General features: G+C 47.2%; 32 protein-coding genes and 1 tRNA gene. 23 read left to right on the plus strand and 10 right to left on the minus strand.

Annotated features, from left to right (window positions below; all coding sequences use genetic code 11):
- The first annotated feature begins 32 nt into the window (after positions 1–32).
- The 4 genes from H729_RS01950 (at position 33) to H729_RS01965 (ending at position 3,625) form a co-directional block, all read left to right on the plus strand.
- Positions 33–107, plus strand: a tRNA-Met gene (locus H729_RS01950).
- A 79-nt stretch (positions 108–186) separates the two neighbouring features.
- Positions 187–1,647: an FAD-dependent oxidoreductase gene (locus H729_RS01955; RefSeq protein WP_020448320.1), complete on the plus strand. Its 1,461-nt coding sequence runs from the start codon at positions 187–189 to the stop codon at positions 1,645–1,647.
- A 2-nt stretch (positions 1,648–1,649) separates the two neighbouring features.
- On the plus strand, positions 1,650–2,651 hold the full coding sequence (locus H729_RS01960; RefSeq protein ID WP_020448321.1) for an FAD-dependent oxidoreductase: 1,002 nt from the start codon (positions 1,650–1,652) through the stop codon (positions 2,649–2,651).
- Positions 2,648–3,625, plus strand: a complete 978-nt coding sequence (locus H729_RS01965) for a (Fe-S)-binding protein (RefSeq protein WP_020448322.1) — start codon at positions 2,648–2,650, stop codon at positions 3,623–3,625. Before H729_RS01960 ends, H729_RS01965 begins: the two co-directional genes overlap by 4 nt.
- A 3-nt stretch (positions 3,626–3,628) precedes the next feature.
- Here the strand turns inward: H729_RS01965 and H729_RS09870 are convergent, their stop codons facing one another.
- A complete protein-coding gene (locus H729_RS09870; protein WP_147554364.1) occupies positions 3,629–3,850 on the minus strand; it encodes a hypothetical protein in 222 nt (73 codons plus the stop codon).
- 127 nt (positions 3,851–3,977) lie between these two features.
- On the opposite strand from H729_RS09870, the gene H729_RS09875 reads away from it, so the two are divergent.
- The 3 genes from H729_RS09875 to glmS all read left to right on the plus strand — a co-directional run bounded on the left by H729_RS09875 (position 3,978) and on the right by glmS (position 7,245).
- Positions 3,978–4,190, plus strand: coding sequence for a hypothetical protein (locus H729_RS09875; protein ID WP_147554365.1), 213 nt, complete (start codon positions 3,978–3,980; stop codon positions 4,188–4,190).
- A gap of 86 nt (positions 4,191–4,276) precedes the next feature.
- Positions 4,277–5,452, plus strand: a complete 1,176-nt coding sequence (gene glmU, locus H729_RS01975) for a bifunctional sugar-1-phosphate nucleotidylyltransferase/acetyltransferase (protein WP_081633085.1) — start codon at positions 4,277–4,279, stop codon at positions 5,450–5,452.
- Positions 5,452–7,245 (plus strand): glutamine--fructose-6-phosphate transaminase (isomerizing), encoded by a 1,794-nt coding sequence (glmS, locus tag H729_RS01980; RefSeq protein WP_020448325.1) that lies wholly within the window; start codon positions 5,452–5,454, stop codon positions 7,243–7,245. The genes glmU and glmS overlap by 1 nt, the downstream gene beginning before the upstream one ends.
- Here glmS and H729_RS01985 read toward each other — a convergent pair.
- Complete coding sequence (locus tag H729_RS01985; protein WP_020448326.1) at positions 7,242–8,048, minus strand: C15orf41 family protein; 807 nt, start codon at positions 8,046–8,048, stop codon at positions 7,242–7,244. The two genes, glmS and H729_RS01985, sit on opposite strands and share 4 nt — an antisense overlap.
- Positions 8,049–8,270: 222 nt before the next feature.
- Here H729_RS01985 and H729_RS01990 point away from each other — a divergent pair, with 222 nt between their 5' ends.
- Both H729_RS01990 and H729_RS01995 read left to right on the plus strand, forming a co-directional pair.
- Entirely contained in the window at positions 8,271–8,759 is a 489-nt protein-coding gene (locus H729_RS01990; RefSeq protein ID WP_020448327.1) for a hypothetical protein, read from the plus strand.
- Positions 8,760–8,774: 15 nt separating this feature from the next.
- Entirely contained in the window at positions 8,775–9,065 is a 291-nt protein-coding gene (locus H729_RS01995; RefSeq protein ID WP_020448328.1) for a hypothetical protein, read from the plus strand.
- A gap of 102 nt (positions 9,066–9,167) precedes the next feature.
- On the opposite strand, the gene H729_RS02000 is transcribed toward H729_RS01995, so the two are convergent.
- The 6 genes from H729_RS02000 to H729_RS02025 form a co-directional block, all read right to left on the minus strand.
- Positions 9,168–10,217, minus strand: a complete 1,050-nt coding sequence (locus tag H729_RS02000) for a tyrosine--tRNA ligase (RefSeq protein WP_020448329.1) — start codon at positions 10,215–10,217, stop codon at positions 9,168–9,170.
- Between the two features lie 233 nt (positions 10,218–10,450).
- Positions 10,451–10,762 carry a YbjQ family protein gene (locus H729_RS02005; RefSeq protein WP_020448330.1) on the minus strand — a complete coding sequence of 104 codons (312 nt, stop codon included), beginning with the start codon at positions 10,760–10,762 and terminating at the stop codon, positions 10,451–10,453.
- Entirely contained in the window at positions 10,743–10,967 is a 225-nt protein-coding gene (locus H729_RS02010) for a hypothetical protein (protein ID WP_197736782.1), read from the minus strand. The genes H729_RS02005 and H729_RS02010 overlap by 20 nt, the downstream gene beginning before the upstream one ends.
- 10 nt (positions 10,968–10,977) lie before the next feature.
- Positions 10,978–13,224 carry a vitamin B12-dependent ribonucleotide reductase gene (locus H729_RS02015; protein WP_020448332.1) on the minus strand — a complete coding sequence of 749 codons (2,247 nt, stop codon included), beginning with the start codon at positions 13,222–13,224 and terminating at the stop codon, positions 10,978–10,980.
- Positions 13,225–13,558: 334 nt separating this feature from the next.
- The gene (locus tag H729_RS02020) at positions 13,559–13,840 is read right to left on the minus strand and encodes a MoaD family protein (RefSeq protein WP_020448333.1); all 282 of its coding nucleotides are present in this window, start codon (positions 13,838–13,840) and stop codon (positions 13,559–13,561) included.
- Positions 13,841–15,190, minus strand: a complete 1,350-nt coding sequence (locus H729_RS02025) for an FAD-dependent oxidoreductase (protein WP_020448334.1) — start codon at positions 15,188–15,190, stop codon at positions 13,841–13,843.
- A gap of 104 nt (positions 15,191–15,294) precedes the next feature.
- Here H729_RS02025 and H729_RS02030 point away from each other — a divergent pair, with 104 nt between their 5' ends.
- Complete coding sequence (locus H729_RS02030; protein WP_020448335.1) at positions 15,295–16,290, plus strand: archaeosine biosynthesis radical SAM protein RaSEA; 996 nt, start codon at positions 15,295–15,297, stop codon at positions 16,288–16,290.
- A 246-nt stretch (positions 16,291–16,536) separates the two neighbouring features.
- Here H729_RS02030 and H729_RS02035 read toward each other — a convergent pair whose 3' ends face one another.
- Positions 16,537–16,956, minus strand: coding sequence for a hypothetical protein (locus tag H729_RS02035; RefSeq protein ID WP_020448336.1), 420 nt, complete (start codon positions 16,954–16,956; stop codon positions 16,537–16,539).
- A gap of 49 nt (positions 16,957–17,005) precedes the next feature.
- The gene (locus H729_RS10200; RefSeq protein ID WP_256365363.1) at positions 17,006–17,140 is read right to left on the minus strand and encodes a hypothetical protein; all 135 of its coding nucleotides are present in this window, start codon (positions 17,138–17,140) and stop codon (positions 17,006–17,008) included.
- A gap of 214 nt (positions 17,141–17,354) precedes the next feature.
- Here H729_RS10200 and H729_RS02040 point away from each other — a divergent pair, with 214 nt between their 5' ends.
- The 13 genes from H729_RS02040 (at position 17,355) to H729_RS02100 (ending at position 23,941) form a co-directional block, all read left to right on the plus strand.
- Positions 17,355–17,675 carry a DUF5611 family protein gene (locus H729_RS02040; RefSeq protein ID WP_020448337.1) on the plus strand — a complete coding sequence of 107 codons (321 nt, stop codon included), beginning with the start codon at positions 17,355–17,357 and terminating at the stop codon, positions 17,673–17,675.
- A 288-nt stretch (positions 17,676–17,963) separates the two neighbouring features.
- Complete coding sequence (locus H729_RS02045; protein WP_020448338.1) at positions 17,964–18,962, plus strand: 50S ribosomal protein L3; 999 nt, start codon at positions 17,964–17,966, stop codon at positions 18,960–18,962.
- A gap of 5 nt (positions 18,963–18,967) precedes the next feature.
- Positions 18,968–19,732 (plus strand): 50S ribosomal protein L4, encoded by a 765-nt coding sequence (rpl4p, locus tag H729_RS02050; protein ID WP_020448339.1) that lies wholly within the window; start codon positions 18,968–18,970, stop codon positions 19,730–19,732.
- Positions 19,733–19,734: 2 nt separating this feature from the next.
- Positions 19,735–20,016, plus strand: a complete 282-nt coding sequence (locus tag H729_RS02055) for a 50S ribosomal protein L23 (RefSeq protein ID WP_020448340.1) — start codon at positions 19,735–19,737, stop codon at positions 20,014–20,016.
- 8 nt (positions 20,017–20,024) lie between these two features.
- Positions 20,025–20,723, plus strand: coding sequence for a 50S ribosomal protein L2 (locus tag H729_RS02060; protein WP_048133810.1), 699 nt, complete (start codon positions 20,025–20,027; stop codon positions 20,721–20,723).
- Between the two features lie 4 nt (positions 20,724–20,727).
- Positions 20,728–21,192: a 30S ribosomal protein S19 gene (locus H729_RS02065; RefSeq protein WP_020448342.1), complete on the plus strand. Its 465-nt coding sequence runs from the start codon at positions 20,728–20,730 to the stop codon at positions 21,190–21,192.
- A 10-nt stretch (positions 21,193–21,202) separates the two neighbouring features.
- Positions 21,203–21,649, plus strand: a complete 447-nt coding sequence (locus H729_RS02070) for a 50S ribosomal protein L22 (RefSeq protein WP_020448343.1) — start codon at positions 21,203–21,205, stop codon at positions 21,647–21,649.
- 2 nt (positions 21,650–21,651) lie between these two features.
- Positions 21,652–22,443 carry a 30S ribosomal protein S3 gene (locus H729_RS02075; protein ID WP_020448344.1) on the plus strand — a complete coding sequence of 264 codons (792 nt, stop codon included), beginning with the start codon at positions 21,652–21,654 and terminating at the stop codon, positions 22,441–22,443.
- Positions 22,443–22,646 carry a 50S ribosomal protein L29 gene (gene rpmC / locus H729_RS02080; RefSeq protein WP_020448345.1) on the plus strand — a complete coding sequence of 68 codons (204 nt, stop codon included), beginning with the start codon at positions 22,443–22,445 and terminating at the stop codon, positions 22,644–22,646. The genes H729_RS02075 and rpmC overlap by 1 nt, the downstream gene beginning before the upstream one ends.
- Positions 22,646–22,945, plus strand: a complete 300-nt coding sequence (yciH, locus tag H729_RS02085) for a stress response translation initiation inhibitor YciH (protein ID WP_020448346.1) — start codon at positions 22,646–22,648, stop codon at positions 22,943–22,945. Before rpmC ends, yciH begins: the two co-directional genes overlap by 1 nt.
- Before the next feature lie 20 nt (positions 22,946–22,965).
- Complete coding sequence (locus tag H729_RS02090) at positions 22,966–23,202, plus strand: ribonuclease P component 1 family protein (RefSeq protein WP_236608647.1); 237 nt, start codon at positions 22,966–22,968, stop codon at positions 23,200–23,202.
- 5 nt (positions 23,203–23,207) lie between these two features.
- Entirely contained in the window at positions 23,208–23,537 is a 330-nt protein-coding gene (locus H729_RS02095) for a 30S ribosomal protein S17 (RefSeq protein WP_020448348.1), read from the plus strand.
- Positions 23,538–23,542: 5 nt separating this feature from the next.
- Positions 23,543–23,941, plus strand: coding sequence for a 50S ribosomal protein L14 (locus H729_RS02100; protein WP_048134242.1), 399 nt, complete (start codon positions 23,543–23,545; stop codon positions 23,939–23,941).
- Position 23,942: the final 1 nt, after the last annotated feature.

The following is a 23,942-nucleotide window of genomic DNA, read 5'->3' on the forward strand; positions in this document are numbered from 1 at the left end:
AATACTATCTATCTATGATACTCTAGATACATAGCGGGGTAGGGTAGCCAGGATATCCCGTCGGGCTCATAACCCGGAGACCGGTCGTTCAAATCGACTCCCCGCTACTTTTCTTAATTCTCAGTATCAGGTATCTTTTTACTATCGAAAGATATAAAATAGCGTGGATACACACTCCTGTTTGCAATGATTAACCTTCCTTCTTCATCTGATATTCTCATTATCGGCGGCGGAGCCACAGGAACAGGCATCGCACGCGATATGGCTATGAGAGGAGCCAGCGTCATCCTTGTCGAACGAGGAGATTTCTGTGCAGGTGCTTCCGGTTCCAACCACGGCATGCTGCACAGCGGAGCAAGGTATGCTTCTTCTGATCAAGACAGCGCCAGGGAGTGTGCTGCAGAAAATGAAATTCTCAAGCGGATAGCACCTTTCTGCATCGATGACACAGGCGGTTTATTCGTTTCACTTCCGGAAGATGATGAGGACTTCGCAGACAAATTTAACTCTAGTTGTCAGGCGGCAGGAGTCTACTCCAGGGAACTGTCTCTGCAGGAAGCTCTAAAATCCGAACCGCTGCTGAATCCGGAGATCACCAGAGCCTTTGAGGTCAGAGATGCCGCCGTTGATCCTTTTCTGCTTGTCAATGCCAACGTTGCAGCAGCCAGAGAGTTCGGGGCGGCAGCAGTCAATTACACAAAAGTAATTTCAATGGATATCGAAGAAGGAAAAATCAAGCAGGTCACACTTGAAAGGGCAGGTCAGAGATGCACAGTGCAGCCGGAAGCAGTCATCAACGCAGCAGGCTCCTGGGCGGCAGAGGTTGCAGCTATGGCCGATCAGTCTCTGAGTGTGGGAGTCGACAAAGGCACAATGGCGGTCATAGACGGAAGGGCAGCTTCCCGCCTGATCAACAGGCTGAGAAAACCGGCAGATGCCGACATCCTCGTCCCGCACCGCTCAGCGACAATCGTCGGCACAACGTCTTCTCCAGGAAATCTCAATCATGTCCATCCGACAGCCGAAGAAGTCGAAAGCCTGCTGAGAGAAGCTTCTAAGATGATCATAGGACTGCATTCTATGAGAGCGGTCAGAGCTTATGCGGGAATCAGACCTTTAGCCGCGGCGGGAGGCAGAAATGCTTCGAGAAATTTCACTATCACCCAGCATACTGAGGGAGCAGAAAATCTGTTCAGCGTCGTGGGAGGCAAACTTACCACTTACCGCCTGATAGCCGAGAAGACGGCTGATGCGGTCTCTTCCTACTTAGGGCTTCATTCAGTCTGCAAAACTGCTCAGGACGAGCTGCCGGCACCAGAAACAAAGCTGCCGCTTTCACAGGAGATCTGCAGCTGCGAAATGGTCTCCCAGGCTACTCTTCGTAATCTTGCTCAGTCGGCAGACGTGACCTGCGCAGCCGATCTTATGCGCCGCAGCAGGGCCGGCATGGGCTTCTGCCAGTCGGGACTATGTGCTTTTGATATAGTTTCCTGTCTGAAAGGAGATCCCCGGCAGCAGCTGCAGGAATTTCTGGCAGAGAGATGGAAAGGAGCGGAATCAGTCCTCTATGATCAGCAGCTGCGGCAGGAGGCCTTTAAAGCTCACCTTTTCAAAGTCTACGGTATCGACCATACGGGAGGAGACTGAAAATGGACTGCGATATTCTGATAGTAGGCGGCGGAGCAGCAGGCAGCACGGCAGCTTACAGGCTTGCCAACTCAGGGGCAAACGTAGTCTTGGTGTCTTCAGGCACTCCGGCTACCGCCATGTCTCCCGGCAGAATCACAGTTTCGCAGGAGTCGGAAGAACTGAAGAAATTTCTGATGGAGGCAGGCAGACCCTATGGTCTTTTTACAAAAGAAGAAAAGACTGAGAACTTCACCAACAAGGGAACACTGTATCAGCAGTCATTTTTGTCTGCATATGATGATAATTCAGCAGCACAGGCTGCAGCGGGAATCAAAGGCTTCAAAGATCTCAATCCCGAACTGGTGAGCAGGATACTGTCTCAGACGGGCAGAGAGCTGACGCCTTATTGGATTGAAGAAGGCAGTATGGATGAAATGGCAGAAGCAATGCAGGAAATTCCTGCCGATACAATTATGATTCCGCCGCTTTTCGACCTGCGGCATTATGCTGCTTCAATGGACAATCTGGAAAAACTGTCAGGACGCAGGCTGCGGGAGGCTGTGACGCCCCTTTCCCTGCCTGGGAGAAGGTTAAGCGAATGTCTGCTGCAGGCTGCCAAGACAGCAGGTGCACAGGTCATGACTGGAAGAAAAGTTATAGATATTACAGCACAGTCGGCGCTGGTTCAGTCAGGCATCAGGGAGCAGGAGATAACTTACAGTGCTTTGCTCTTGGCAGGCGGAAATTTGGTGAGCGGCGGTCTTTCCTTGGACGGCAATTTAGTAAGGGAGCCTCTGCTGGGCATCAACGTTACAGAGATCAACACTCCCAGGCTGCATTCGGCGGCTCTCACCGAAGCTCTGTCATCAGGCATCTGCGCTCACGGCTGCCGGGCAGCAGCAGGAGTCTATGCCTGCGGTTCAATCGTAGCCGGGCTCTCATATCCTCTCAGCAAGGGTCTCTGGGATGTAATGCTCAGTGCCTGGAAAACAGCTGAAACGATCAAGGAGGCGGCCTTATGAACGACTGCATCAAATGCGGCGAGTGTCTGGCGGTCTGCCATGCCTACAAGCACCTGCAGGGAGAATTCTCCGGCCCGCGCCGTCTGGCCGTTGAGTATCCACGTTTCAATGATACTTCCTCAGAAGCTTTCATGTGCACTACCTGCGGCTACTGTGAGGAGGTATGCCCTGCACATCTGCCGCTTACGCAGGCCATCGTACGCATGCGGACGCAGATGTTTCCCCCGCAGAATGAAGGGCAGCAGAAAGTTCTGGATCTGGCATTAAGAACCAATCATGCTGTAGAGCCGAAAGAGTACAATGCTCCAACAACAGGAAGAACTCTGCTGTTCCCGGGATGTGTCGGCAAAGGCCGGCTGGCGGGGAAGCCGGAGGAAGTCTTGAAACTGCTTGCCGCCGCCGGAGCTGAGCCTTATATCAATCCCGGCTTGGTCTGCTGCGGCTCTCCGCTTTCTAAGATGGGTGCCGTGGAAGAGGTAGAGCGGCTGAAAAACATCAACTATCCTATACTGGCTGAAGCAGAGCAGGTCGTTACGATCTGTCCGGGATGCACAACGATGATCAATAAATCCTACGGGATCAACGCTCTGCACATCCTGGAATTTTTAGAAGATGCTGAATTGAATTTCATTGACGGCGATAATGTCCGCATTTACCTGCATCATCCGTGCCACTTGTCAAGAGGCGTCGGGCCGCATGTGATGGACATTGCCCGGAATATCCTGGAAAAGGTTCCCGGGGTGACAGTCTTGGACTGCGGCAGCGAGGAAGACTGCTGCGGAGGCGGAGGAGGCGTTCTCGCTGCTTACCCAAGGGAAGCATATGCCACCGCGGATCTGAAGGCTAGAGAGGCTCAGGAAGCAGGCGCAGACCTGATTGTGGCACCATGCCCCTTCTGTGCAGTGAATCTGAGAAGGCCTAAGAGGCTGAAAGCCGTGGAGATGTCAGAATTTCTCTGTTCAAGGCTGAAGTGATCCTTACGTTGACGATATGATCAAAACAACGTCTGCTTCACAAAGGGTGCAGATTAAAAGGCTGAATCTCAAGGCCGGCATAACAGGAACAATCTTGTTCACAGAGAAGGTCTGCAGATGCGGAGTCGGTTCAACTGCATTCAGTAGATTGTATAATTCTACTCTTGGTATTATCAGTTCAATCAGAGTCTTGACGCAATAAAGTGATTTTTTATTCTGCCTCATATTCTAGAGCTTTTTTCTGTGAGGTATTTTTTAGTTATATTTTTGCAAGGCCAGCATGTTTTTCATAATTATAGCATGTGACTATGATCTGCAAATCTTCAAATAGTCCTCTACCGTGTGTGAAATCGTGAACACAGAACCTGTTAGTTGCATATCGTGCGTGTATATGGATAAGAGGCCTGAGTCTACAATGCAGGGAGGTCTCCTTTACTGTCAGAAAAAAAGGCTGGTAATCCGCCCCAAGACCTCATGCGAAGTTTACATCAAGGCCACAGCAAAGAACGTAGAGAGCATGAAAGCAGCGCTCTATGGGAAAATAAACCCTAATGATGTAGAATAAGTGAGGAGCGCGGAGTACCCGCCTCCGATGATTTTTCGAAGTTTTTTCTAAAACTATATTTCCTACCTGCTGAAAAGTAGTACTCCGTGGGGAGTTTGAAAGCAGTAATCCTTGCTGCAGGCGAAGGCATAAGGCTGCGTCCGTTTACAATGTCAAGGCCTAAGGCGATGATTCCTATAGGGAACAAGCCGGTATTGGAGCATATAGTGCATTCGTTAGTTGCCAACGGCATCTCAGATATCGTCATTGTCGTGGGATACTTTGAGAATACGATCATGTCTCATTTCGGGGACGGGCGTAACTTCGGGGCTAAGATCACATATGTATCTCAGTCGAGGCCGATCGGCACAGCACATGCAGTCTTCTCAGCATGGGATATTCTGAAAGACGAGGACAAGGTAATCGTTCTGGCAGGTGACAATTTTATTGATAAAAATACAGTAGCGTCAGCGCTGAACGGCGAACCTCCTTTAGCAGTAGTTACTGAAAGCGTCATGCCTTCAAAGTACGGTGTTGTGTCTCTGAAGGACAGCAGGATCACCTCCATTGTAGAAAAACCAGAAACAAACTTCAGCAACATAATCAGCACTGGAATATACTTATTTGATAAACAAACACTAAATTTCTTCAGCAGCGCCTCAGAGGTCTCAGCCCTTGGAATTTCAGAAGTGCTTTCCTCTCACTTACATCAAATATGTCTCTCAGCAGTCAAGACGGACGGCGGCTGGGTGGATGCTGTCTACCCTCAAGATTTAGTAAAATTAAACGACATGGCTTTAGAAAATGTCAGCAGTCTCACGCAGGGAACGATTGAACACGGTGTAACTCTGAAAGGAAACGTTCACATCGGTGAAGGCAGCAGAATCCGGTCAGGATGCTACATTGAAGGGCCGGTGATCATCGGCGAGAACTGCGACATCGGGCCTGATGTGACTATCTCAGCATTCACAAGCATCGGCAATGATGTGCAGATCGGTCCTTATTCCTGCATTGCAGGTAGCGTTTTGATGGATAACATCGCGGTGGGAACGCACTGCCACATTTCCCGGTCGGCGGTGGACTGCGGAGTCGAGATCGGCTCAGCAGTCCTGGCAGACGGTGTGGCAAGGGGGAGAGACCGTTCAGGAGTGATGATCGGACAGGATTCCTGGATCGGCTCGGGAACAGTATTCTTTCCTAACGTCATCGTCGGCTCGGAATGCAGGATCAGCAGCGGTTCGACAGTCAGAAGCAGTTTGGAAAACAGGAGCATTGTGGTATAATGTGCGGAATTGTAGGCTATGCGGGACCGAGGGACGCTCAGCAGGTTCTCATCGACGGACTGCAGCGTCTGGAGTACAGAGGCTACGACTCTGCAGGAATTGCTGTAGTAAATGAAGAGGAGAGTCTGCAGGTCTTCAAAGACGAGGGAGATGTGACAAAGCTCACAGGCAGCATGCCGGTGATCGAAGGACATATAGGCATCGGTCATACAAGATGGGCTACCTGCGGCAAACCTTCGAAAGAGAATGCTCATCCCATGATTGACTGTGAAAACTGCATTGCTCTAGTTCATAACGGCATTATTGAGAACAGGGCAGAACTGAGAGACAGGCTGGAAAATGAAGGTCACATATTCACTTCAGAAACAGACACGGAAGTGCTGGTGCATCTCTTAGAAGAATACTATGACGGAAACTTAAGATCTGCACTGGCAAGGGCGCTGGAAGATGTCAAAGGCACTTATGCCGTAGCAGCAGTAAGAAAAGGCTCCAATGAAATAGTTGCTGCGAGGAAAGAAAATCCTCTGATTGTTGGCTTGGGGTCGGAAGAGAACTTCATTGCTTCAGATGTGACAGCGGTTTTAAATTATACTAACAAAGTTATCTACATTGAAGACGGAGAAATATTGACGCTGACACCTTCAGGCGTAGAGATATTTAATGATAAAGGAGAAAAAATAAATAAAGATTACATAACAATCCCATGGACGGCGGAAGATGCTCAGAAGGGAGGCTTCGAGCATTACATGCTGAAAGAGATATTTGAACAGCCCTTGGCAATTCACAACTCGCTGCTGGGAAACTTCGACAAAATAATGTCTTCCGACTTTCTGTCATCTCAGGATTTTTCATCGGTGAAGTTGATAGCCTGCGGAACATCCTACAATGCATCTCTGGTAGGAAAATACGCGATAGAGTATCTTGCAGGCATTCCCGTCACGGTGGAACTGGCATCGGAATGCAGATATTCCAGCGAGACTAGGGAGGATCCGCTGGTCATCTTAGTGACTCAGTCGGGAGAAACGGCAGATACTTTAGCAGCTGCGAGGCTGGCCAAGAAAAGAGGACACAGAACTCTGGCAGTTACAAATGTAGTGGGATCAACAATCACAAGAGAGGTAGACAACGTTCTTTACACGCAGGCAGGGCCTGAGATCGGAGTGGCAGCAACAAAGACCTACGTCACTCAGTTGATGGCCATGTATATGCTGGCGTTGAAACTGGGAAAATCAAGAACGTTGAGAAGGGATGAAATCCATCGTTACACCCACGGCCTGAAATCGATGCCGAGAACAGTATCCAATGTTCTTGCCAAATCAGATGAGATTTCAGAGGCGGTAGGTATGCTGACAAACGCTCAGAGCGCCTTCTTCTTAGGCAGGCATATCAATTACCCGACAATGCTCGAAGGAGCCTTAAAACTAAAAGAAATCTCTTATATTCATGCGGAAGGCTATGCAGCAGGAGAATTAAAGCACGGGCCTTTGGCATTACTGGACAGCAATACGCCGACAGTGGCGGCATGTGTCTGGGACATGTCTTATGAAAAAATGCTCTCGGCCATTTCAGAAGTGGCGGCAAGGGACAGTCCTGTATTGGGCATAGGAATAGAAGGAGACAGAGACTTAGAAGCAATTGTGGATAGAATAATCTCCATTCCTGAAGTGGAAGGGATTTTATCTCCCATTCCGCTCACAGTGGCAGTGCAGCTCATTGCATATCATACGGCCAGAAAACGCGGCTGCCCGATCGACAGGCCTAAGAATCTAGCTAAAAGCGTAACGGTCGATTAGACCCTTACATTGTTGGGAATTTCTTCCGGACAAATCACATCGTCAGGACATTTTTCAATCGGCAGACTGCAGATATTCCTGTCCATAATCTCAATTCCCGGCGGATATTCGAGGGAATCAATGAAACCGAACCAGTAGACGACAATGCCGTTGCCAAACATTTCAACATATTTTGAAAGCTGGCCTTTGAAATTCTTATTAAATTCTATTTTATCTCCAAATGAAGCTTTGGATTCAATCCAGTTTACAATGCGACCGTTTATTTTGACAGGTTCGTTAAGCAGGCAGTCAGGGGTCTTGGAGAACTTTCCGCGGAGATCGTTTTCTGTGCGGTATCCGAGTTCGTTCTCGGTAAGCCAGTTCTGAAGCATCTCTTCACCCCACTGGCCTCTTTTGACCTGAATGTCATTTCCCCAGGGAGAATATATGCTGTCTTCCTTCACGATGTCTAAAATCTCTTTTTTCAATTTCTGGTCTGCTATTGTCTCAGGCTCTCTCACATAACTCCAGTATTGTTTTTTAGAATACCCGTTCTGCTGGAACAGCATTAAACCGGTCAGGATTGGAGAAAAATCCCATTTCTGCGCTATACTCAAAATACTTTTTCCAGACTTCCATTCCCGCAGCATTCTGGGAAGATTTCTTTTGATTATGTGATGGCGTTTCATCGTTTTACGTACGGTACGCTGAGTGTAGATGACGTTCAGAAGCTCTCTGTCCAAACCGCTTTGGGCAGCTAGTCTGTCAACATCAGATTCCGTCTCCAACTCATCGTAGATACGTTTGTAATCCTCTAATTTCATGATTCTGACCCTTTTTGACAGGTTAGAGGCTAGAAGGAAGCGTCAATCTTAAACGTATCGTTTTTGTTTCGCTTTTCAAATTGACATATCTAGCAGTAATCAGTACAAATATTATTTGTTCAAAATATGCATGCTGCACATATATCCAAAAAAATTTAAATCATTAATGACCATGGATGACTCAGTCCCGCTTGCGGGCAAAAGCATCCTTGCGGTGTTGACATGGCTAAAACTAAATATGTATGTACCCCAGCTCCATCGACCTGGCTTCCGCCGGCGATCAACGATTCAAAGTGCTGGATGTGTTATGCTAAATCTTCTTTATTTGTTTCATTCCCGCTGGGATTGATTTTCGGATTTTACTTCTTATTCAGCGGCAGAGTGCCTCTGGGTGAGGTCCTTCTATGCGTGGCAGCAGTTTCAGTGATTCTTATTCTGCTGACAAATCCCTTGATCATGAAGTCCATGAATGAAGGCCGGTTCGGGCAGGCCAACAGATACCTGAAATTTTTTACAGTGATCTCCTTGTTCTGTATGATTTTCCCTGGATTCTTCTATTACATTGCTTATAAAAAGATACAGCCGGTCTTTAAGCCTCAGACTCAGCGTTATCCAACCAACTACTATGAGGGGCCGAGAAGCTACCCTCCAAATGTAACCGAAGGCGAAGAAATGTCCCCGGAAGAGGGATTTGTCATGTCAAAGAAGTAAGCTGGAGGAACATTATTGAGCATTTTTGAGATAATCATGCTGCTTTGTTTCGGAGCAGCGTGGCCTTTTTCCATACTTAACTCCTGGAGATCCAAGTCTACCAAAGGAAAAAGCGTAATTTTCCTGATCACTCTGATGATCGGATATGTCGCCGGTATCATCAACAAGCTTTACTACAGCTATGACGCCGTGATCTATCTTTACATTCTCAATCTGGTAATGGTCTTGATCGACACCTGCCTCTGGGTGAGAAACCGCAGGATCGAGCGTGAAGGCAGGGAACCGGACTCAATAATCTATGCCTGAAGAGGAAAGATTATTCCTTATCTTCTAAAAATAACAATATATATTTAATCTAAAACAGTATTAAATCCAACTTGGTTAAAAATATAAAAAAATGGAAGATGCTTATTGCATCTTAGCCATTGACTCTTTTAAAGCTTCAAGATTTTCAGGGTGTTTCTCGAAGTATTCCCTTACTGGAGCGAGGTAGTCACTCAGTGCCTTGGCGACTCCGTTCTTTAAATCTAGGGGATGAAGCTCCTGAGCAAGGTATGTCTTTTCCAGTTCTTCGTAAGAATTGAATTCGAGATTGCCGCCGAATTTTTCTGGTCTCTCAATGACAAGCTTTCCTCCCCTGCCGAATATGATGTACTTGCATACAGACAATACAGGATTTCCTTCAGCCTCAGGCGGACAGAAGGCTTTCTTCATTTTTCTTTGAATGTCTTCTGCGCTGTCGTGAATGAGAATATTGCTGTCTGGATGTGACTTGGACATTTTTCCGCTGATGGGATCCATCCTGTTCATGCCGCTGAGACCTGGAATTAAGGGAGTGTGGATAGCTACCGGAACCTTCCATCCAAGTTTTTCAGCTGCCTCTCTGGCGAGCATATGTGCCCTGCGCTGGTCGATGCCGGCATATGCCACATCAATATCCATTACAAAAATGTCGGCAGCCTGCATGAGCGGGTAGAGGAATTTAGAAGAGTCCAATTCAGCATCGTCTTCCTTGCGGCCCATGATGGTCATGGCGCGCTTTATTCTTGAGAGAGAAGTTACCTTTCCTACTTTGATTACAGTCTCCCAGTAACTGTTCTTCTCCATGATTTCAGAGGCGAGAACAAAGTTGACTTTGTCCATCGGGACTCCGAGAGCGGCAAAGCAGTCTCCCATATACTTGGCGCAGAGGCGGATTCTTTCAATATCTCCTCCGAGCTTGTCATTGATACGGGCATGCCAGTCAGCCATGAAAATAGTAAGTTCAAAGTCTGCATCGATGAAGTCGCGCATCTTGCTGGCACACAGGGCCCAGCCCAGATGCACAAGCCCAGAAGGCTCGAATCCGATATATGCCCGCGGTTTCTCTTTTTTGGACAGGAGAGCTTTCAGATCCTCTTCTGTCACAGTTTCTTCTGTGTTGCGTAACAGCAGGCTTAATCTTTCTTCGGCATTCATTTTGATCGTTCTTGCGTATCGTAAGAATGTATAAAGCTATTCCGCTACACACTGTCTAGCATGTGTACTGCTTGTTAAATGGATGATTTTTGTATGAAGCAGAATACTTAAATTAAGATAAACTGAAGCTTTGATTTATCATTGATTCTGTTTGAGAAAAATATCAAGCGATAATACAAGACTGCCAGATGAAATAAAAAAGAAAGTAGAAGCTTGAATGCTTCCGTTTAAAATCATTTAACTTTTACTGCAGTTCCGTAGGCAAGGATTTCAGCAGCACCGGCGGCCACCATTGAACTGGTGTACCTGACATTAATCACGGCGTCTGCCTGCAGACTCTCAGCTTCTTCCACCATGCGCTTGGTGGCAAGGGCTCTGGCCTCGTTCAGCATCTGTGTGTAAGCGACAAGCTCTCCGCCGACCATCGACTTAAATCCCTGAGTAATGTCGCGGCCGATATTTTTTGTCTGGATTGTGCTGCCTTTTACAATGCCGATTATTTCTATTTCTTTGCCTGGAAGGTATTCAATATTTGTCAAGATCATCTTCGACTCCGCTCCTGATTTCCTTAATGCGTTCTATCAGTACATACACTGATGCAACTATACATATCGCAGGTATACTCAGCCCCATGATGGTGACGATGAGAGGCATTCCATCCTCCAGCGCCATCCACAGAGCGCCGAATGCTACAAAGTACAGCAGCAATAATACTGTAATTATAACTGGCGCTATCATTCTTTTATCCAAATAATCACCTTTAATTGCATTTGCTGTAACCGCATTGCCTGCATATAACACAGCCGCCTTCATGTTCAACGGCTTCTCCGCACTCGGGGCAGAATTTGATCATATGAGTCAGTACATGATCGTCTTCCATCAGGCTGCTGACGCTTATGGCATCTGGATCCCAGTAACCGAGTTCAATATGCTTGTTGTATATTTTCTCAATAGTTCTGGCGATGGCATCAGGACAGGAAGTGCATTTCAATCCGGGCTGCCTGACAGTTGAAGGACATCTGATTCCCTTGAGCTGGCTGACAATGGTTTTTACATCAATACCGCTGCGCAGGGCAATCGAGGCAAGTCTTGAAGTGGCTTCGCTCTGGCTGGGACATCCTCCTGCCTTTCCGGTGTTGGTGAATATCTCGCAGATTCCCTTATCGTCATAATTGGCAGTGATGTACAGTTTGCCGCAGCCGATCTGCACGCGCTCGGTAACACCCGACACAACATCAGGCCTGCCGCGGGGAACAATTCTTCCAGTCAGCTCTTCTGCCGGGATCTCCTCGTCCTTGTTGACTTTGCCGATATTCAACACCTGTTCGTCACGGCTGCCGTCTCTGTAGATCGTTACTCCTTTGCAGCCCAGCCTGAAGGCGAGCTTGTAGACTTCCGCCACATCTTCCTCAGTGGCTGCATGGCTGAAGTTTACTGTCTTGGAAACCGCGTTGTCTGTGTACTTCTGGAAAGCAGCCTGCATTCTGATATGATCCTCAGGACTGATATCATGGCTGGAAACAAACACTCTGCGGATGTCTTCAGGAATTTCCTCGATGTGGGCAATGCTGCCTTCTTTGGCGATGCGTTTCATCAGAGCTTCGCTGTAAAGGCCTCTTCTTTCCAGCTCTTCTTTGAGAACAGAGTTCACTTCAAGCATCTCTGTTCCATCCATGATATTTCTTACAAACACATAACCGAAGATTGGTTCGACTCCTGATGAGCATTCAGCAATGATGGAGAGAGTTCCGGTAGGTGCAATAGTTGTAATCGTTCCATTCCTCTGCGGCTTATCTTTGGGCAGTATACTCTCCTCAAACAGCGGGAATGTTCCCCTCTTAGCTGCTATCTCCTGGCTTTTCTCCCGTCCGACCTCGTTGATAAACTTCATCAGGCGCTCTCCGAGTTCAATTGCCTCTGTAGAGTTATAGGGGATCTTCATCATCAGCAGGCTGTCAGCCCATCCCATGACCCCGAGGCCGATTTTTCTCGTCTGTTTAGTGGTGAAGTCAATTTCTTCGATGGGATACTTGTTGACATCTATGACGTTGTCAAGAAAGTGCACTGCATTCTTTACTGTCTTCTCCACTTTCTTCCAGTCAAACTCCCAGGATTCACCGTTCTTTTTCAGCATCTTGGTGAGGTTGATTGAGCCTAAGTTGCAGCTTTCATAAGGCAGCAGGGGCTGTTCTCCGCAGGGATTTGTAGATTCAATCTCTCCCTGGGAAGGAACGATATTGTCGCGGTTCAGCCTGTCGAGGAAAATAATGCCGGGCTCTCCGTTGCGCCATGCAGCCTCGACAATTTTATCAAAGACCTTTGCAGCGTTGAGTTTACCCACAGTCTCCTTGGTATGCGGATCCACGAGATCGTAATCATCTCCCTTCTCAGCCGCTTTCATGAACGCTTCAGTGAGTCCTACTGAAATGTTGAAGTTGGTAATTTCTTTGTTATTCGATTTGCAATCGATAAATTTCAAAATGTCTGGGTGGTCTATGCGGAGTATTCCCATGTTGGCGCCGCGTCTCGAACCTCCCTGTTTTACAGCTTCAGTGGCAACATTGAACACTTTCATGAAGCTTATAGGTCCGCTGGCGACTCCCCCGGTGGAGTTGACGACACTGCCTTCGCAGCGAAGCCTGGAGAATGAGAACCCTGTGCCTCCGCCGCTTTTGTGAATCAAAGCCGCCTGTTTGATGGCCTCAAATATCGATTCCATGCTGTCATCAACAGGCAGAACAAAACATGCCGAGAGCTGGCCGAGATCTTTGCCGGCATTCATTAATGTCGGAGAGTTGGGCAAGAATTCCAGTTTTGTCATCATGTCATAGAACACTTCAGCGAGTTTGCCAGCGTCCTCGCCGTTTTCATACATCTTTTCACTGGAGGCAATCGCATCTGCGACTCTGTGAAACATTTCGTCGACAGTTTCGATTGTATTGCCGTCTTTGTCCTTTATCAGATACCTTCTCTCAAGGACAACTTGTGCATTTTTTGAAATTCCCATTAGACTCACCGATTTTTAAAATTGGATTATGATTCCTTGAATCGGGGTGAGTGTAGCATTCATCGTTATAAATCTTATTCCTTATCTATGACGCGATCAGAGAATTTGTTTACGAATTTCATTGCATATATTTGTATACAATATGATTATTTTGTTGTAAAATCAAAGATAAAAACACAAATTTTAGCATTACTGGATGATATGTCAACTACATCTGATATTTATCTGCAAAAATCAAAAATAATATTGAAAACTTAGGACAATTTATGTAATTAATTGAAAATAAATTATCTATTCTGATAATTAAAAATTAAATGCTGAAGAATGATTAATATCATCCACCAGCGGTCATTGGCAGAACGGAGACTGTATCGCCGTCTTTGATCTTAGTCTCCAATCCTTCCAGGCCTTCGATGTTTCTACCGTTTATTAATATAAATATCAAGTCTGAGAGAGAACCGCCGGGGAAGAGGATCTTTTTCATATCTTCCCCGAATTTTTCAATAAGCTTGTTGAGAAAGTCTTCAGCAGTGCAGCCTTCGAACTCCATGTTCATCTGATTCTGCTTGGTGATGGCAGAGATATTGCCGAAGGTGCGGAAGACTATCGAAGTCATTTACAGTTTCCTCATCAGATTTTCAGCTGCTACACATACTACGTCTCTGACCATTGATGTCGGGGGGCAGTAAGCATTCTCAAAGGAGCTGACAAACTCATCGACTGTGACTCCTTTCATAATTGCAGCAGTAAGCCAGTTGATTTTCCCGTTTATATCTTCTCTGCCCAGGATCTGAGCACCGACGATGCGACGGCTTTCCTTCTCAGCCAGTAACTTTACTATGACCTCGGTTCCGCCGGGGTAGTACCTTGCACGGCTGAGACCTTCCGCGCAGCCTTCGACAACCTGCAGGCCGTAGTAGTCTGCCAGGCCTTTAGAGAGGCCGGTTCCGGCAATCTGAATCTCGCCGACTTGAGAAATCCAGGCACTGAGAACAGCTGGGAATGTGGCATATCCTCCGGCAGCATTGATTCCGGCTACGCGGCCCTGTCTCACTGCAGTAGCGCCAAGCTGGCTCATGGTAGGTCCGGGAGCAGCGGCATTCTCGCACATGACAACGTCGCCTGCCAGGTATACGTCCTTGACGACTCTGCCTCTGCGGTACGGCTGCAGTGTGGATGTAACATGAACTGCGCCGAGGGGTCCGATCTCAAAACCAAGCTGATTGGGGATCTGCAGGTTTGCCCTGACTCCAGTGGCCATGATTACCATGTCGCACTTGTACTCTTTATCTCCGACAATGACGCTTTCCACCTTTCCGCTGCCCTTGATGGCGCCGAGGGGCTTGCCCATCAGGAACTCGACACCTTCCCTTTCAAGTTCAGACTGAACTTTAGCGGCCATATCAGCGTCGCAGATTCTTGGAATGACCTGCGGAAACATCTCGGCAACGATGACTTTCAGTCCGGCGTGCTTGAGTGCCACAGCGATCTCCAGGCCGATGACTCCGCCGCCTGCGACAACAACTGTCTTGCAGGTCTTCATTGCTTCTTGGATCATCATGCCGTCATTTATGAAGCGGACTTTGAAGACTCCTGGAAGGTCGGCGCCCTCAATCGGCGGGACAAACACTGTGCCGCCTGTGGCTAAAATCAAAGAATCATAAGGTATCGAAGAGCCGTCTTCAAGTGTAACGGTCTTAGCCTCTGAATCGACAGAGGCGACTTTTGTTTTTACCCGGACGTCAATATTCCTCTCGTTTCTGTAGAATGCTGGATCGTGCATCACGATTGACTGAAAGTCCTTTATTTTTCCTTCGAGAACGAAGGGAATCGCACACGGTGAATAGGAGACATATTCCTCTTCAGTGAATACTGTAATCTCAGCTTCTTTGTCAGTCGCTCTTGCTGAGGAGGCAGCAGTCATGCCTGCCGCTCCAGACCCGATCACAACGATCTTTCTAGCCATACGTATACCTTTAATCTAGGCATATGGTGACCTTATTATAAACTTACCATCAATCGGGCCGAAAGGTAATTAATGTTAGTCGGCTGTCTTGCAGCGATTAGATTATGGCTAAACTAAGGAAGGAAGATCTCCAGACTCCCGTCAGCACATGGCGGGAAAAGGACATGATCAATTCAGAAAAGGTAGATGCTTTCGTCATCATCCTGCGTACAACAGGCTGCTGGTGGGCTCATAAAAAGGGCTGTACCATGTGCGGATACAACACTGTAAGCGCACCGGTGACAGAAGAGGATCTCAGAGTTCAGCTCTCAAAGGCCTTGGAAAAATACAGCAATGAAAAAATGGTCAAGATCTATACTTCCGGTTCATTCTTAGATGACAAGGAGATTCCCGGTGCAGTCAGGAAGGATATATTTCAGATGTTTGCTCCGGCACAGAGGATTCTCTTCGAGTCCCGTCCTGAATTCGTCACCGAGGAAAACTTAGCTTCAGTAGTCAAAGAGAGGTCAGCAGTCGCCATCGGTCTGGAGAGTGCGAATGATGAGATTCTCAGAAAATGCATCCGCAAAGGATTCACCGTTGGAGACTACGAACAGGCAGCCAGAGTTCTGAATAAGCTTAACATCCCCTTGAGAACCTATCTGCTTCTTAAGCCTCCTTATTTGACTGAAAGGGCGGCAATCGAGGATGCAAAGGCTTCAGTGAAATATGCGGCTCAATTCTCAGAAAGCGTCAGCGTCAACCCGGTCAATGTGCAGCGCAGCACGCTGGTGGAGTCTCTGTGGTCAAGGGGAAGCTACGCCCCGCCGATGATCTGGTCTTTAATTGAGGTCCTAAAGGACGGTTCCGGCAAGGAAGGCTGCAGACTGCTTTCATCGCCTTCAGGCGGAGGAGCTGCAAGGGGAGTCCACAACTGCGGGAAATGTGACAAGGCCCTGCTTTCAGCAGTAGAAAAATTCTCATATTCTCAGGATCCGGCAGAATTCGAGAAAGTTGACTGCGAGTGCCGCGGCGAATGGCAGGCTCTGCTTGAGCTTCAGGATCTGATGTTTACCAGCGTAGATGTCAAAAAACACGTCTCGGAAAACATTGTTGAATAAGAAAATCAGCAGTGATCAAAATGGAATCCAGGGAAGAGAGTAACGATTACGATCTGACGTTTGGTCTAACGGATGACGAATTAACAGAGCGTTTCGTTCAGGCTGGCCATAGAAAGAGACAAGATTATGGGCATACCCGTGACCCGTGTCGATGCAGATGGTAAAATTTATCTTGAGCATCCAGACGGGCGCATAGAATATCTCCCGCCTAGTGAGAAACATGAATGAGAGAGCTGTTCTATGAGCTCACAGTGACTCTATCTCACTAAATAATTCCTGATTCTGCTCTTTTGACCATAATCCATAATGTTCGTTGAAGCTTGTGTACAGGCAATCTTCTTTGAAATGCGGATATGATCTGCAGGTTGTTTTGAATCTCTTCAATAATGTCAGATATGTATCTTTGTCATCCATTATTGCGTCATGGCAGTTTTTCTGCCATTTTTTACCAGTCTGCCAGCCGCTGTAGACATCATTCAATTCCGGCACTATGTAGTTGATAACGCCGCCGATGCCAACAGCCTCCAATATATTTTTGTCTGCTGCCGGATGCTCACAGATCAAAATATGCAGCAGTAAATGTTCCAGATAATCACAATAAACAATGTTTTCTGCCAGCTGCCATTCAAAGGGATTGTTCCTGGCATATTCTTTGTTCGACAGCATTATCGCATGGTCTTCATACTTATGATGTGCCAGCAGTCCTTCGTTTGTTCTAGTTACTTTTGGTATTTTTGTTCCATGACTGTGTCATATAGTCGCACAGGCCGATGCCGTACTTATCCTGCAGATAATCACAATATTCTAGATACGTATAATCTTTGACTTTTTCATATTCTGCTAACTTCATTTACAGCCACCTCGATTTTTTATCATCCATCTTTCCACCATCTATCTTATAAAATTTATTTTGAACAAATTATCAGAGGTGACGTAAATTTTGCACTCTCTTTTTCAGGAGTTAGTTATTTTTGGCTTTATATCTAGCAAAGGAGGCAAAGCAATATTATATGACATATTGTTTGGGAATAACTCTGCTGACTTAGCATCAGGAGGCAACATACTTGAAATTCGATATAAAGAGAGGACACGGAGCACTGTTGGAAGGAGATGGATTGAAAAACTTGATGGTCGAAATGTTTGGAGACGTCAAGGAGGAAAACGGTGCATATGTCACTTCATTCGGGGCAACAACAAAATTCGAAGTCAAGTTCATTAGCAAGTCTGAGCTTGAAGTGAGCACAGAATCTGATAAAAATGCTTCTGAAGAAGCGATGATCGAATCTAACCGCAAATATAACGATTTTATGCTGAAAGCCACAGGTTTTTCATCAAAAGAGCGTTCTAAAAGGATGCAGAAAAAAGCCAAAGAAGGTAAACTTTAACACTACTTTTCGGCTGCCCCAAATGGTTTTTTATGGGGTAGCCAGTACTTTGAATAACAGGTCATCATGTTTATATACAAGAAGTCTTATCGGACTCTAAGCTGAACGCGCTGAGGACGTTCGACCAGACGCTATGGGCAATGTCTTATCATCCCAACTTCCCCTCTATTTCCATTCTCGGGGGGTGAATACCGCGCCACGGTCGGAGGTGCTGACTCGCACTATGTGTCATGTCAGAGGGCGCTAGCAACAGAGAGTGGATTCTCTCAATAGACGAGAGGGAGAACCATGCCGAACAAAAGACGTCCAAGAAGAGGCTCGAAGGCGTACTCGCCACGAAAAAGAGCCGTTAGCCAAACACCTAGATTAGATACTTGGCCAGAGATTAGCGAAGGCCCTAAACTTCAGGGCTTTGCCGGTTATAAAGCCGGAATGACTCATGCGTTCATGGTCGATGACCGCAAAACAAGTCTCACCGCTAAACAAGAAATACAGATCCCAGTTACTGTTCTAGAAGTGCCACCAATGAAAGTGGCGGCTGTAAGAGTATATGAGAATACCCGCTACGGGCTCCGCACTGTCGGAGAAGCCTGGGCGCCATCTGTGGATTCGCTCCTCAAGAGGCGCTTGCCGATTCCCAAGAACTACAATGCTGAAGAATCCTGGGCAAAGCTGGCAGAAAAGGACATAGCTGATGTCCGCGTGCTCACATACACACAGCCGAAATTAGTGACTGGTGTTCCTAAAAAAGTTCCTGAACTTATGGAAACCCGCATTGGTGGAGGAACTATCGACGAGAGACTTGCCTACGCAAAAGAAATCCTGGGCAAAGAAGTATCAATTTCTGATTTTGCAAAAAGTGGTGCATTAGTTGATGTGGCTGCAGTCACCAAGGGAAAAGGTTTCCAGGGTGCAGTCAAGAGATGGGGAGTAAAGCTTCTGTCCCACAAGAACTCAAAGCACCGCAGAATGATCGGTACCCTCGGTCCAAAGAGGCCTGGACTTGTTCGTCCAACCGTGCCTCAGTCTGGTCAGATGGGTTACCACCAGCGTACAGAATTCAACAAGCGTATTATTAAGATCGGAGAAAGCGGAGAAGAAGTCAACCCCAAGGGAGGATTCCTCCACTACGGTTCAGTCCGCAATAATTATCTCCTTATCTATGGTTCTGTGCCAGGTCCCACAAAGAGACTGATCCGCATCAGGGATCCAGTAAGGCCTTCGAAAGTCTCTGGAGATGCACCTGACGTTGTTTACATCTCAACCGAATCCAAGCAGGGGGCTTGAACTAAATGGCAAGTGTAAATGTATATTCAGTAGACGGAAAAACCGTCAAAAGTGTGGAGCTCCCCGCAGCATTTTCAACAGAGTATCGTCCAGACCTCATCCACAAAGCTGTTGTAGCCGAACAGGCCAACAAACGCCAGCCTTATGGACCAAGTGAAAAAGCTGGTATGAGACATGCAGTTTCTCAGTGGGGAAAAGGCCGTGGAACTTCACGTGTTCAAAGGCTTACACAGGGCAACAAAGCTGCCGAGTCTCCTAACAACGTAGGAGGAAGGCGTGCATTCCCACCAAAGCCGGAGAAAGATTACTCTAAAAAGATGAACAAGAAAGAGAAGCAGCTTGCAAAGTTGTCAGCACTGGCCGCTGTTTCCAACCCTGAGATTGTAAAGAACAGGGGACACCGCTTTGACGAAAATGTAACTCTTCCTTTAGTTGTTGAGAACGACTTTGAGAAGATTGCAACAACTGCAGAAGCAATTGCAGTTTTCGAGAGCTTAGGTGTATATGATGATCTTCTCAGAGCAAAGGATGGAAAGAAAATCCGTGCTGGTAGAGGAAAGATGAGAGGCAGAAAATACCGCACTCCCAGAAGCATCCTCGTGGTAGTCTCTGAGAATGAGGTTCCTATTTTCAAGGGTGTACACAACCTCCCTGGTGTCGAAGTCGTATGTACCAGCGGACTAAGTGCAGGAAAACTCGCTCCCGGCGGAGCTGCAGGTCGCTTGACTATATTCACTGAGTCTGCACTCGAACAGACTGGAGGCTGGTAATCATGCCTAAAGATTCAGTTTTAATTCATCCATACGTCACAGAAAAGACGATGAACTTCATGAGTGGAACACCAACCCAGAAGTTCAAAGACGGGAACAAGCTCGAATTCCTTGTTACAAGGGATGCCACCAAGGCTGAAATCAAAGCAGACTTCGAGAGTCACTTTGATGTAAAGGTCGAGAAGGTGTGGACGAGGATCACAAAGAACGGAAAGCGTGCTACGATTAAACTCGCTGAGGGATACTCGGCAGAAGACATCGGCATGAGAATCGGAGTGTTCTGAGGGATAATATGGGTAAGCAACTCAGACAACAAAGACGTGGACGCGGAGGATCCCAATATCGCTCCCCAAGCCACAGGCACGTCGGTGACATCAGGTATCCTAGATTGGATGCTTCTACCGGCAAGATTGAAGATTTCATTCATGCCCCAGGAAGAAACGGACCTCTGGCAAAAATCGATTTCAACGGTGAGAAGGTCCTTATGATCGCAGCTGAAGGAATGATGGTCGGAAACAATGTCTCATTTGGTGACAATTCTGCAGACCGTACTCCTGGAAGTGTTGTGTCACTTTCAAGCGTTCCTGAAGGAAGCTTCGTTTACAATATTGAAGGGCAGCCCGGAGATGGTGGAAAGTTTGTGCGCACAGCAGGAACTTCTGCAACCGTCGTAAGCAGAGGAAGCAAAGTAGTTCTCCTCATGCCTTCTGGTGAATTCAAATCATTTGATCCCCGTTGCCGCGCAACAGTTGGTGTTGTAGCAGGCGGCGGTTTGAAAGAAAAACCATTCGCTAAATCAGGTAACAAATATCACGCATACCGCAGCAAGAGTAAGGCCTATTTCAAGGTGAAAGGTATCGCCATGAACGCTGTAGACCACCCACATGGTGGTGGAGGTCACCCACACGTTGGTGTCCCGAGCACAGTAAGTAGGAACGCTGCTCCTGGACGTAAGGTAGGACGCCTGTCTCCTAAGAGAAGGAGGAAGTGATCATATGGCAAAGGCTACTAAATATGGCAATCCAAAATCTGCACGCAGAAAGCAGCGTAAGAAGAAGGGAGGCATTACCGCCCGCAGGAAGAAAGAGTTCACCTACCGTGGATATTCCATGGAAGAGTTACTCGAGATGCCTTTCGATGAGATGGTATCATTGCTGCCATGCAGAATCCGCAGGACCCTTGCAAGGGGAATGAACGATGAGCAGAGCACTGCTTTTGAGACTCTCAGAACAAGCGACAAAGAAGTCATAAAAACTCACCGCCGCGATGTTCCAATTGTGCCACAGTTTGTCGGCAAGAGAGTTTCTGTTTACAATGGAAAAGAATTCATTGAGTTTGAAATCAAACCCGAGATGATCGGACATTTCACTGGTGAATTCAGTATGACTAGAGGAGATGTCAAGCACTCCGGACCTGGTGTAGGTGCTACCAGAGGTTCAAAGTTCTTGCCGCTGAAGTGAGGTTGATTAAATGGCTGGATATACACAATATGCTAACCCTGATGTAACCTCCAAGGCGATCGGCAAAGAAATGCCAATCTCTCCTAAAGACTCAAGAGAAATTTGCCGCATGATCAGGGGCAAGAAGGTAAACGTAGCTATCCAGATGCTGGAAGAAGTAATAGACTTGAAAAGGCCTGTGCCTTTCAAGCGCTATAACTCCGGCATTGCCCACAAACCAAACGTGGGACCTGGAAGATATCCTAAAAAATCTGCACAAGCTATACTTGCCGTCCTTGAGAGTGCAAAGCACAATGCAGAATACAAAGGACTTGACGCAGACAACATGAAAGTTACTGTGATTGCAGCAACTCTCGGTCGCACAATTCCTGGGTATATGCCACGTGCTCACGGTCGCAGCACCCAATGGAACCACCAGACTGTAAACATCGAAGTAATTCTTGAGGAGGTTGAGTGAACATGGCAAGCGAAAGGAAATTTATCGCTGAGAATACACGCAGGGTTCTTCTCAAGGAATACCTGATGAAAGAGGTTACAAGAGCAGGTTTCGGAGGTCTTGACGTCCAACGTACCCCTATGGGTACAAGGGTCACACTCATCACAGAGCGTCCAGGTATCATCATCGGACGCCGTGGTGCAGCTATCAAGAACCTTACTCGTGCTATTGAGGAAGACTTCAGCTTCGACAATCCTCAAGTAGAAGTTCAGGAAGTCGACAACCCCAATCTCAACGCTCAGATTATGGCTGAAAAACTAGCATTTGCATTGGAACGCGGATGGCACTTCAGACGTGCAGGACACTCCACCATCCGCAGAGTAATGGATAACGGTGCTAGGGGATGCCACATAATTATTGCTGGTAAGCTTACTGGTCAGAGACACAGAACTGAAAAATTCAAAGAAGGATACATAAAATTCTGCGGAGAACCAAAGATCCAGGATGTTGACAAAGGCTACGCAGTAGCAAAACTCAAGCCTGGTGTAATTGGTGTCACAGTTGAAATTATGCGTCCCAATTCTAAACTGCCTGATGAGATTGACGTCACACTGCCAGTCGAAGCAGCAGAGAAATTCCCAGAATTAGCTTCACTCATGGAAAAGAAAGATGACTTCCGTCCAGTCGAACTCAAGAGTGAAGTGGTTGTGGAAGAGCCTGTCGAGGAACCAGAAGCCGAACCAGTTGAGGCAGAGGCTCCAGAGGCAGAAGAGCCCAAGATTGAAGAAGATGAAAACCAGGGTGGTGAGCAGTAATGGCACTTCTCAGGACTTCAGAGATCAGGGAAATGACTGCTGAAGAGCGGTCAAAAACACTAGCAGAGCTCCGAGGCGAACTAATGCATGAACGTGGGACAGCCGCCATGGGTGGCGCTCCCGCCAACCCCGGAAAAATCAGGGCCCTTAGGACAAACATTGCTAGGATCCAAACCATCCAGAAGGAGGAGGAGAAGAACTAATGGCGGAAATTTGTCCGGTATGTGGGCTACCCAAAGAGCTGTGCATGTGTGAAGAAATCGCACGCGAGCAGCAAACAGTCAGAATAAGCACAGATAGCAGGCGTTATGGAAAAATCGTCACCGTTGTCGAAGGCATCGATGAGAATGATATTGACATGGACGATCTGGCTAAGAAGCTAAAAAGTAAGTGTGCTGCAGGCGGTACAGTCAAAGAAGGACGTATCGAGCTCCAGGGTGACCATAAGAAAAAGGTCAAGGAAGTCCTTGAACAGATGGGCTTCAAAACGGACGTAAGATGAAAGTGAATAAGAGGAATCTCATGAGGTCGGAATTCATTGGCATGGATGTAGAGATTCAGTCACTCGGCTGCGGAAATTTCTGCGGTGCGATTGTAGACGAATCTAAGAATACACTCACCATCCGCAAAGACAGCAGGGAAATTACTGTTCCTAAGTCTAGTAGCGAATTCCTGTTCACATACCAGGGCGAATCCGTCCTGATTCATGGATCGGAGATCCAGTACCGACCTGAGGATCGGATTAAAAAGATAAGGTGATCCCAATGGCTAACGAAGTCAAGGATATCGGAATCGATGTTAAATCTCCAGAGGCTACCTGCAGCGATAAGCACTGCCCATTCCACGGCGAATTATCACTCAGAGGTCAAATCATCGAAGGGGTTGTCGTCTCAACAAAGATGGGCAAAACTGCGGTGGTGGAGCGTAACTATCTGAATTATGTAGAGAAGTATGAAAGATATGAAAAGAGAACAAGCCGTTACTCAGCTCACAATCCTCCATGTTTGGATGTGAAAGTCGGCGACCATGTAAAAATCATGGAATGCCGTCAGCTGAGCAAGACTGTCTCTTTCGTGATCGTTGAAAAGAGGTAATGACAATGAAAGGTATTGCCGGAAGACAGACTCACGGATCCCAAACAGGAACCGTTCTCAACGTTATCGACAACACGGGCGCTAAAACGATCGCGATCATCACAGTCCCTAGGTACCACGGTACAAGCCGCAGGTATCCGAAGGCAAGTGTGGGTGACATAGTTATCGCGTCCGTGAAAAAAGGTACTCCAGAAATGAGACGTCAGGTTGTATATGCCGTCATTGTCCGTCAGCGCAGGCCATTCCGCCGTGCAGACGGGGTAATGATTTCATTCGAAGACAACGCCGCCGTCATCACCACGGAGGAAGGCGAGACTAAAGGTACAGATATCAAAGGGCCTGTAGCAAGAGAAGCCGCAGAAAGATGGCCTCGTATTGCTGCCACAGCCTCAACGATCATCTGAG

Origin of the sequence: Candidatus Methanomassiliicoccus intestinalis Issoire-Mx1, assembly GCF_000404225.1 — an archaeon.
Lineage (GTDB): Archaea > Thermoplasmatota > Thermoplasmata > Methanomassiliicoccales > Methanomassiliicoccaceae > Methanomassiliicoccus_A > Methanomassiliicoccus_A intestinalis.

Coding starts and splice junctions, on each gene's coding strand:
- H729_RS01955 (WP_020448320.1), top strand. CDS start 187: ATGATTAACCTTCCTTCTTCATCTGATATTCTCATTATCGGCGGCGGA.
- H729_RS01960 (WP_020448321.1), top strand. CDS start 1,650: ATGGACTGCGATATTCTGATAGTAGGCGGCGGAGCAGCAGGCAGCACG.
- H729_RS01965 (WP_020448322.1), top strand. CDS start 2,648: ATGAACGACTGCATCAAATGCGGCGAGTGTCTGGCGGTCTGCCATGCC.
- H729_RS09870 (WP_147554364.1), bottom strand. CDS start 3,850: ATGAGGCAGAATAAAAAATCACTTTATTGCGTCAAGACTCTGATTGAA.
- glmS (WP_020448325.1), top strand. CDS start 5,452: ATGTGCGGAATTGTAGGCTATGCGGGACCGAGGGACGCTCAGCAGGTT.
- H729_RS01985 (WP_020448326.1), bottom strand. CDS start 8,048: ATGAAATTAGAGGATTACAAACGTATCTACGATGAGTTGGAGACGGAA.
- H729_RS01990 (WP_020448327.1), top strand. CDS start 8,271: ATGGCTAAAACTAAATATGTATGTACCCCAGCTCCATCGACCTGGCTT.
- H729_RS02000 (WP_020448329.1), bottom strand. CDS start 10,217: ATGAATGCCGAAGAAAGATTAAGCCTGCTGTTACGCAACACAGAAGAA.
- H729_RS02005 (WP_020448330.1), bottom strand. CDS start 10,762: ATGATCTTGACAAATATTGAATACCTTCCAGGCAAAGAAATAGAAATA.
- H729_RS02015 (WP_020448332.1), bottom strand. CDS start 13,224: ATGGGAATTTCAAAAAATGCACAAGTTGTCCTTGAGAGAAGGTATCTG.
- H729_RS02020 (WP_020448333.1), bottom strand. CDS start 13,840: ATGACTTCGATAGTCTTCCGCACCTTCGGCAATATCTCTGCCATCACC.
- H729_RS02025 (WP_020448334.1), bottom strand. CDS start 15,190: ATGGCTAGAAAGATCGTTGTGATCGGGTCTGGAGCGGCAGGCATGACT.
- H729_RS02030 (WP_020448335.1), top strand. CDS start 15,295: ATGGCTAAACTAAGGAAGGAAGATCTCCAGACTCCCGTCAGCACATGG.
- H729_RS02035 (WP_020448336.1), bottom strand. CDS start 16,956: ATGCTGTCGAACAAAGAATATGCCAGGAACAATCCCTTTGAATGGCAG.
- H729_RS10200 (WP_256365363.1), bottom strand. CDS start 17,140: ATGAAGTTAGCAGAATATGAAAAAGTCAAAGATTATACGTATCTAGAA.
- H729_RS02045 (WP_020448338.1), top strand. CDS start 17,964: ATGCCGAACAAAAGACGTCCAAGAAGAGGCTCGAAGGCGTACTCGCCA.
- rpl4p (WP_020448339.1), top strand. CDS start 18,968: ATGGCAAGTGTAAATGTATATTCAGTAGACGGAAAAACCGTCAAAAGT.
- H729_RS02055 (WP_020448340.1), top strand. CDS start 19,735: ATGCCTAAAGATTCAGTTTTAATTCATCCATACGTCACAGAAAAGACG.
- H729_RS02060 (WP_048133810.1), top strand. CDS start 20,025: ATGGGTAAGCAACTCAGACAACAAAGACGTGGACGCGGAGGATCCCAA.
- H729_RS02065 (WP_020448342.1), top strand. CDS start 20,728: ATGGCAAAGGCTACTAAATATGGCAATCCAAAATCTGCACGCAGAAAG.
- H729_RS02070 (WP_020448343.1), top strand. CDS start 21,203: ATGGCTGGATATACACAATATGCTAACCCTGATGTAACCTCCAAGGCG.
- H729_RS02075 (WP_020448344.1), top strand. CDS start 21,652: ATGGCAAGCGAAAGGAAATTTATCGCTGAGAATACACGCAGGGTTCTT.
- rpmC (WP_020448345.1), top strand. CDS start 22,443: ATGGCACTTCTCAGGACTTCAGAGATCAGGGAAATGACTGCTGAAGAG.
- yciH (WP_020448346.1), top strand. CDS start 22,646: ATGGCGGAAATTTGTCCGGTATGTGGGCTACCCAAAGAGCTGTGCATG.
- H729_RS02090 (WP_236608647.1), top strand. CDS start 22,966: ATGAGGTCGGAATTCATTGGCATGGATGTAGAGATTCAGTCACTCGGC.
- H729_RS02095 (WP_020448348.1), top strand. CDS start 23,208: ATGGCTAACGAAGTCAAGGATATCGGAATCGATGTTAAATCTCCAGAG.
- H729_RS02100 (WP_048134242.1), top strand. CDS start 23,543: ATGAAAGGTATTGCCGGAAGACAGACTCACGGATCCCAAACAGGAACC.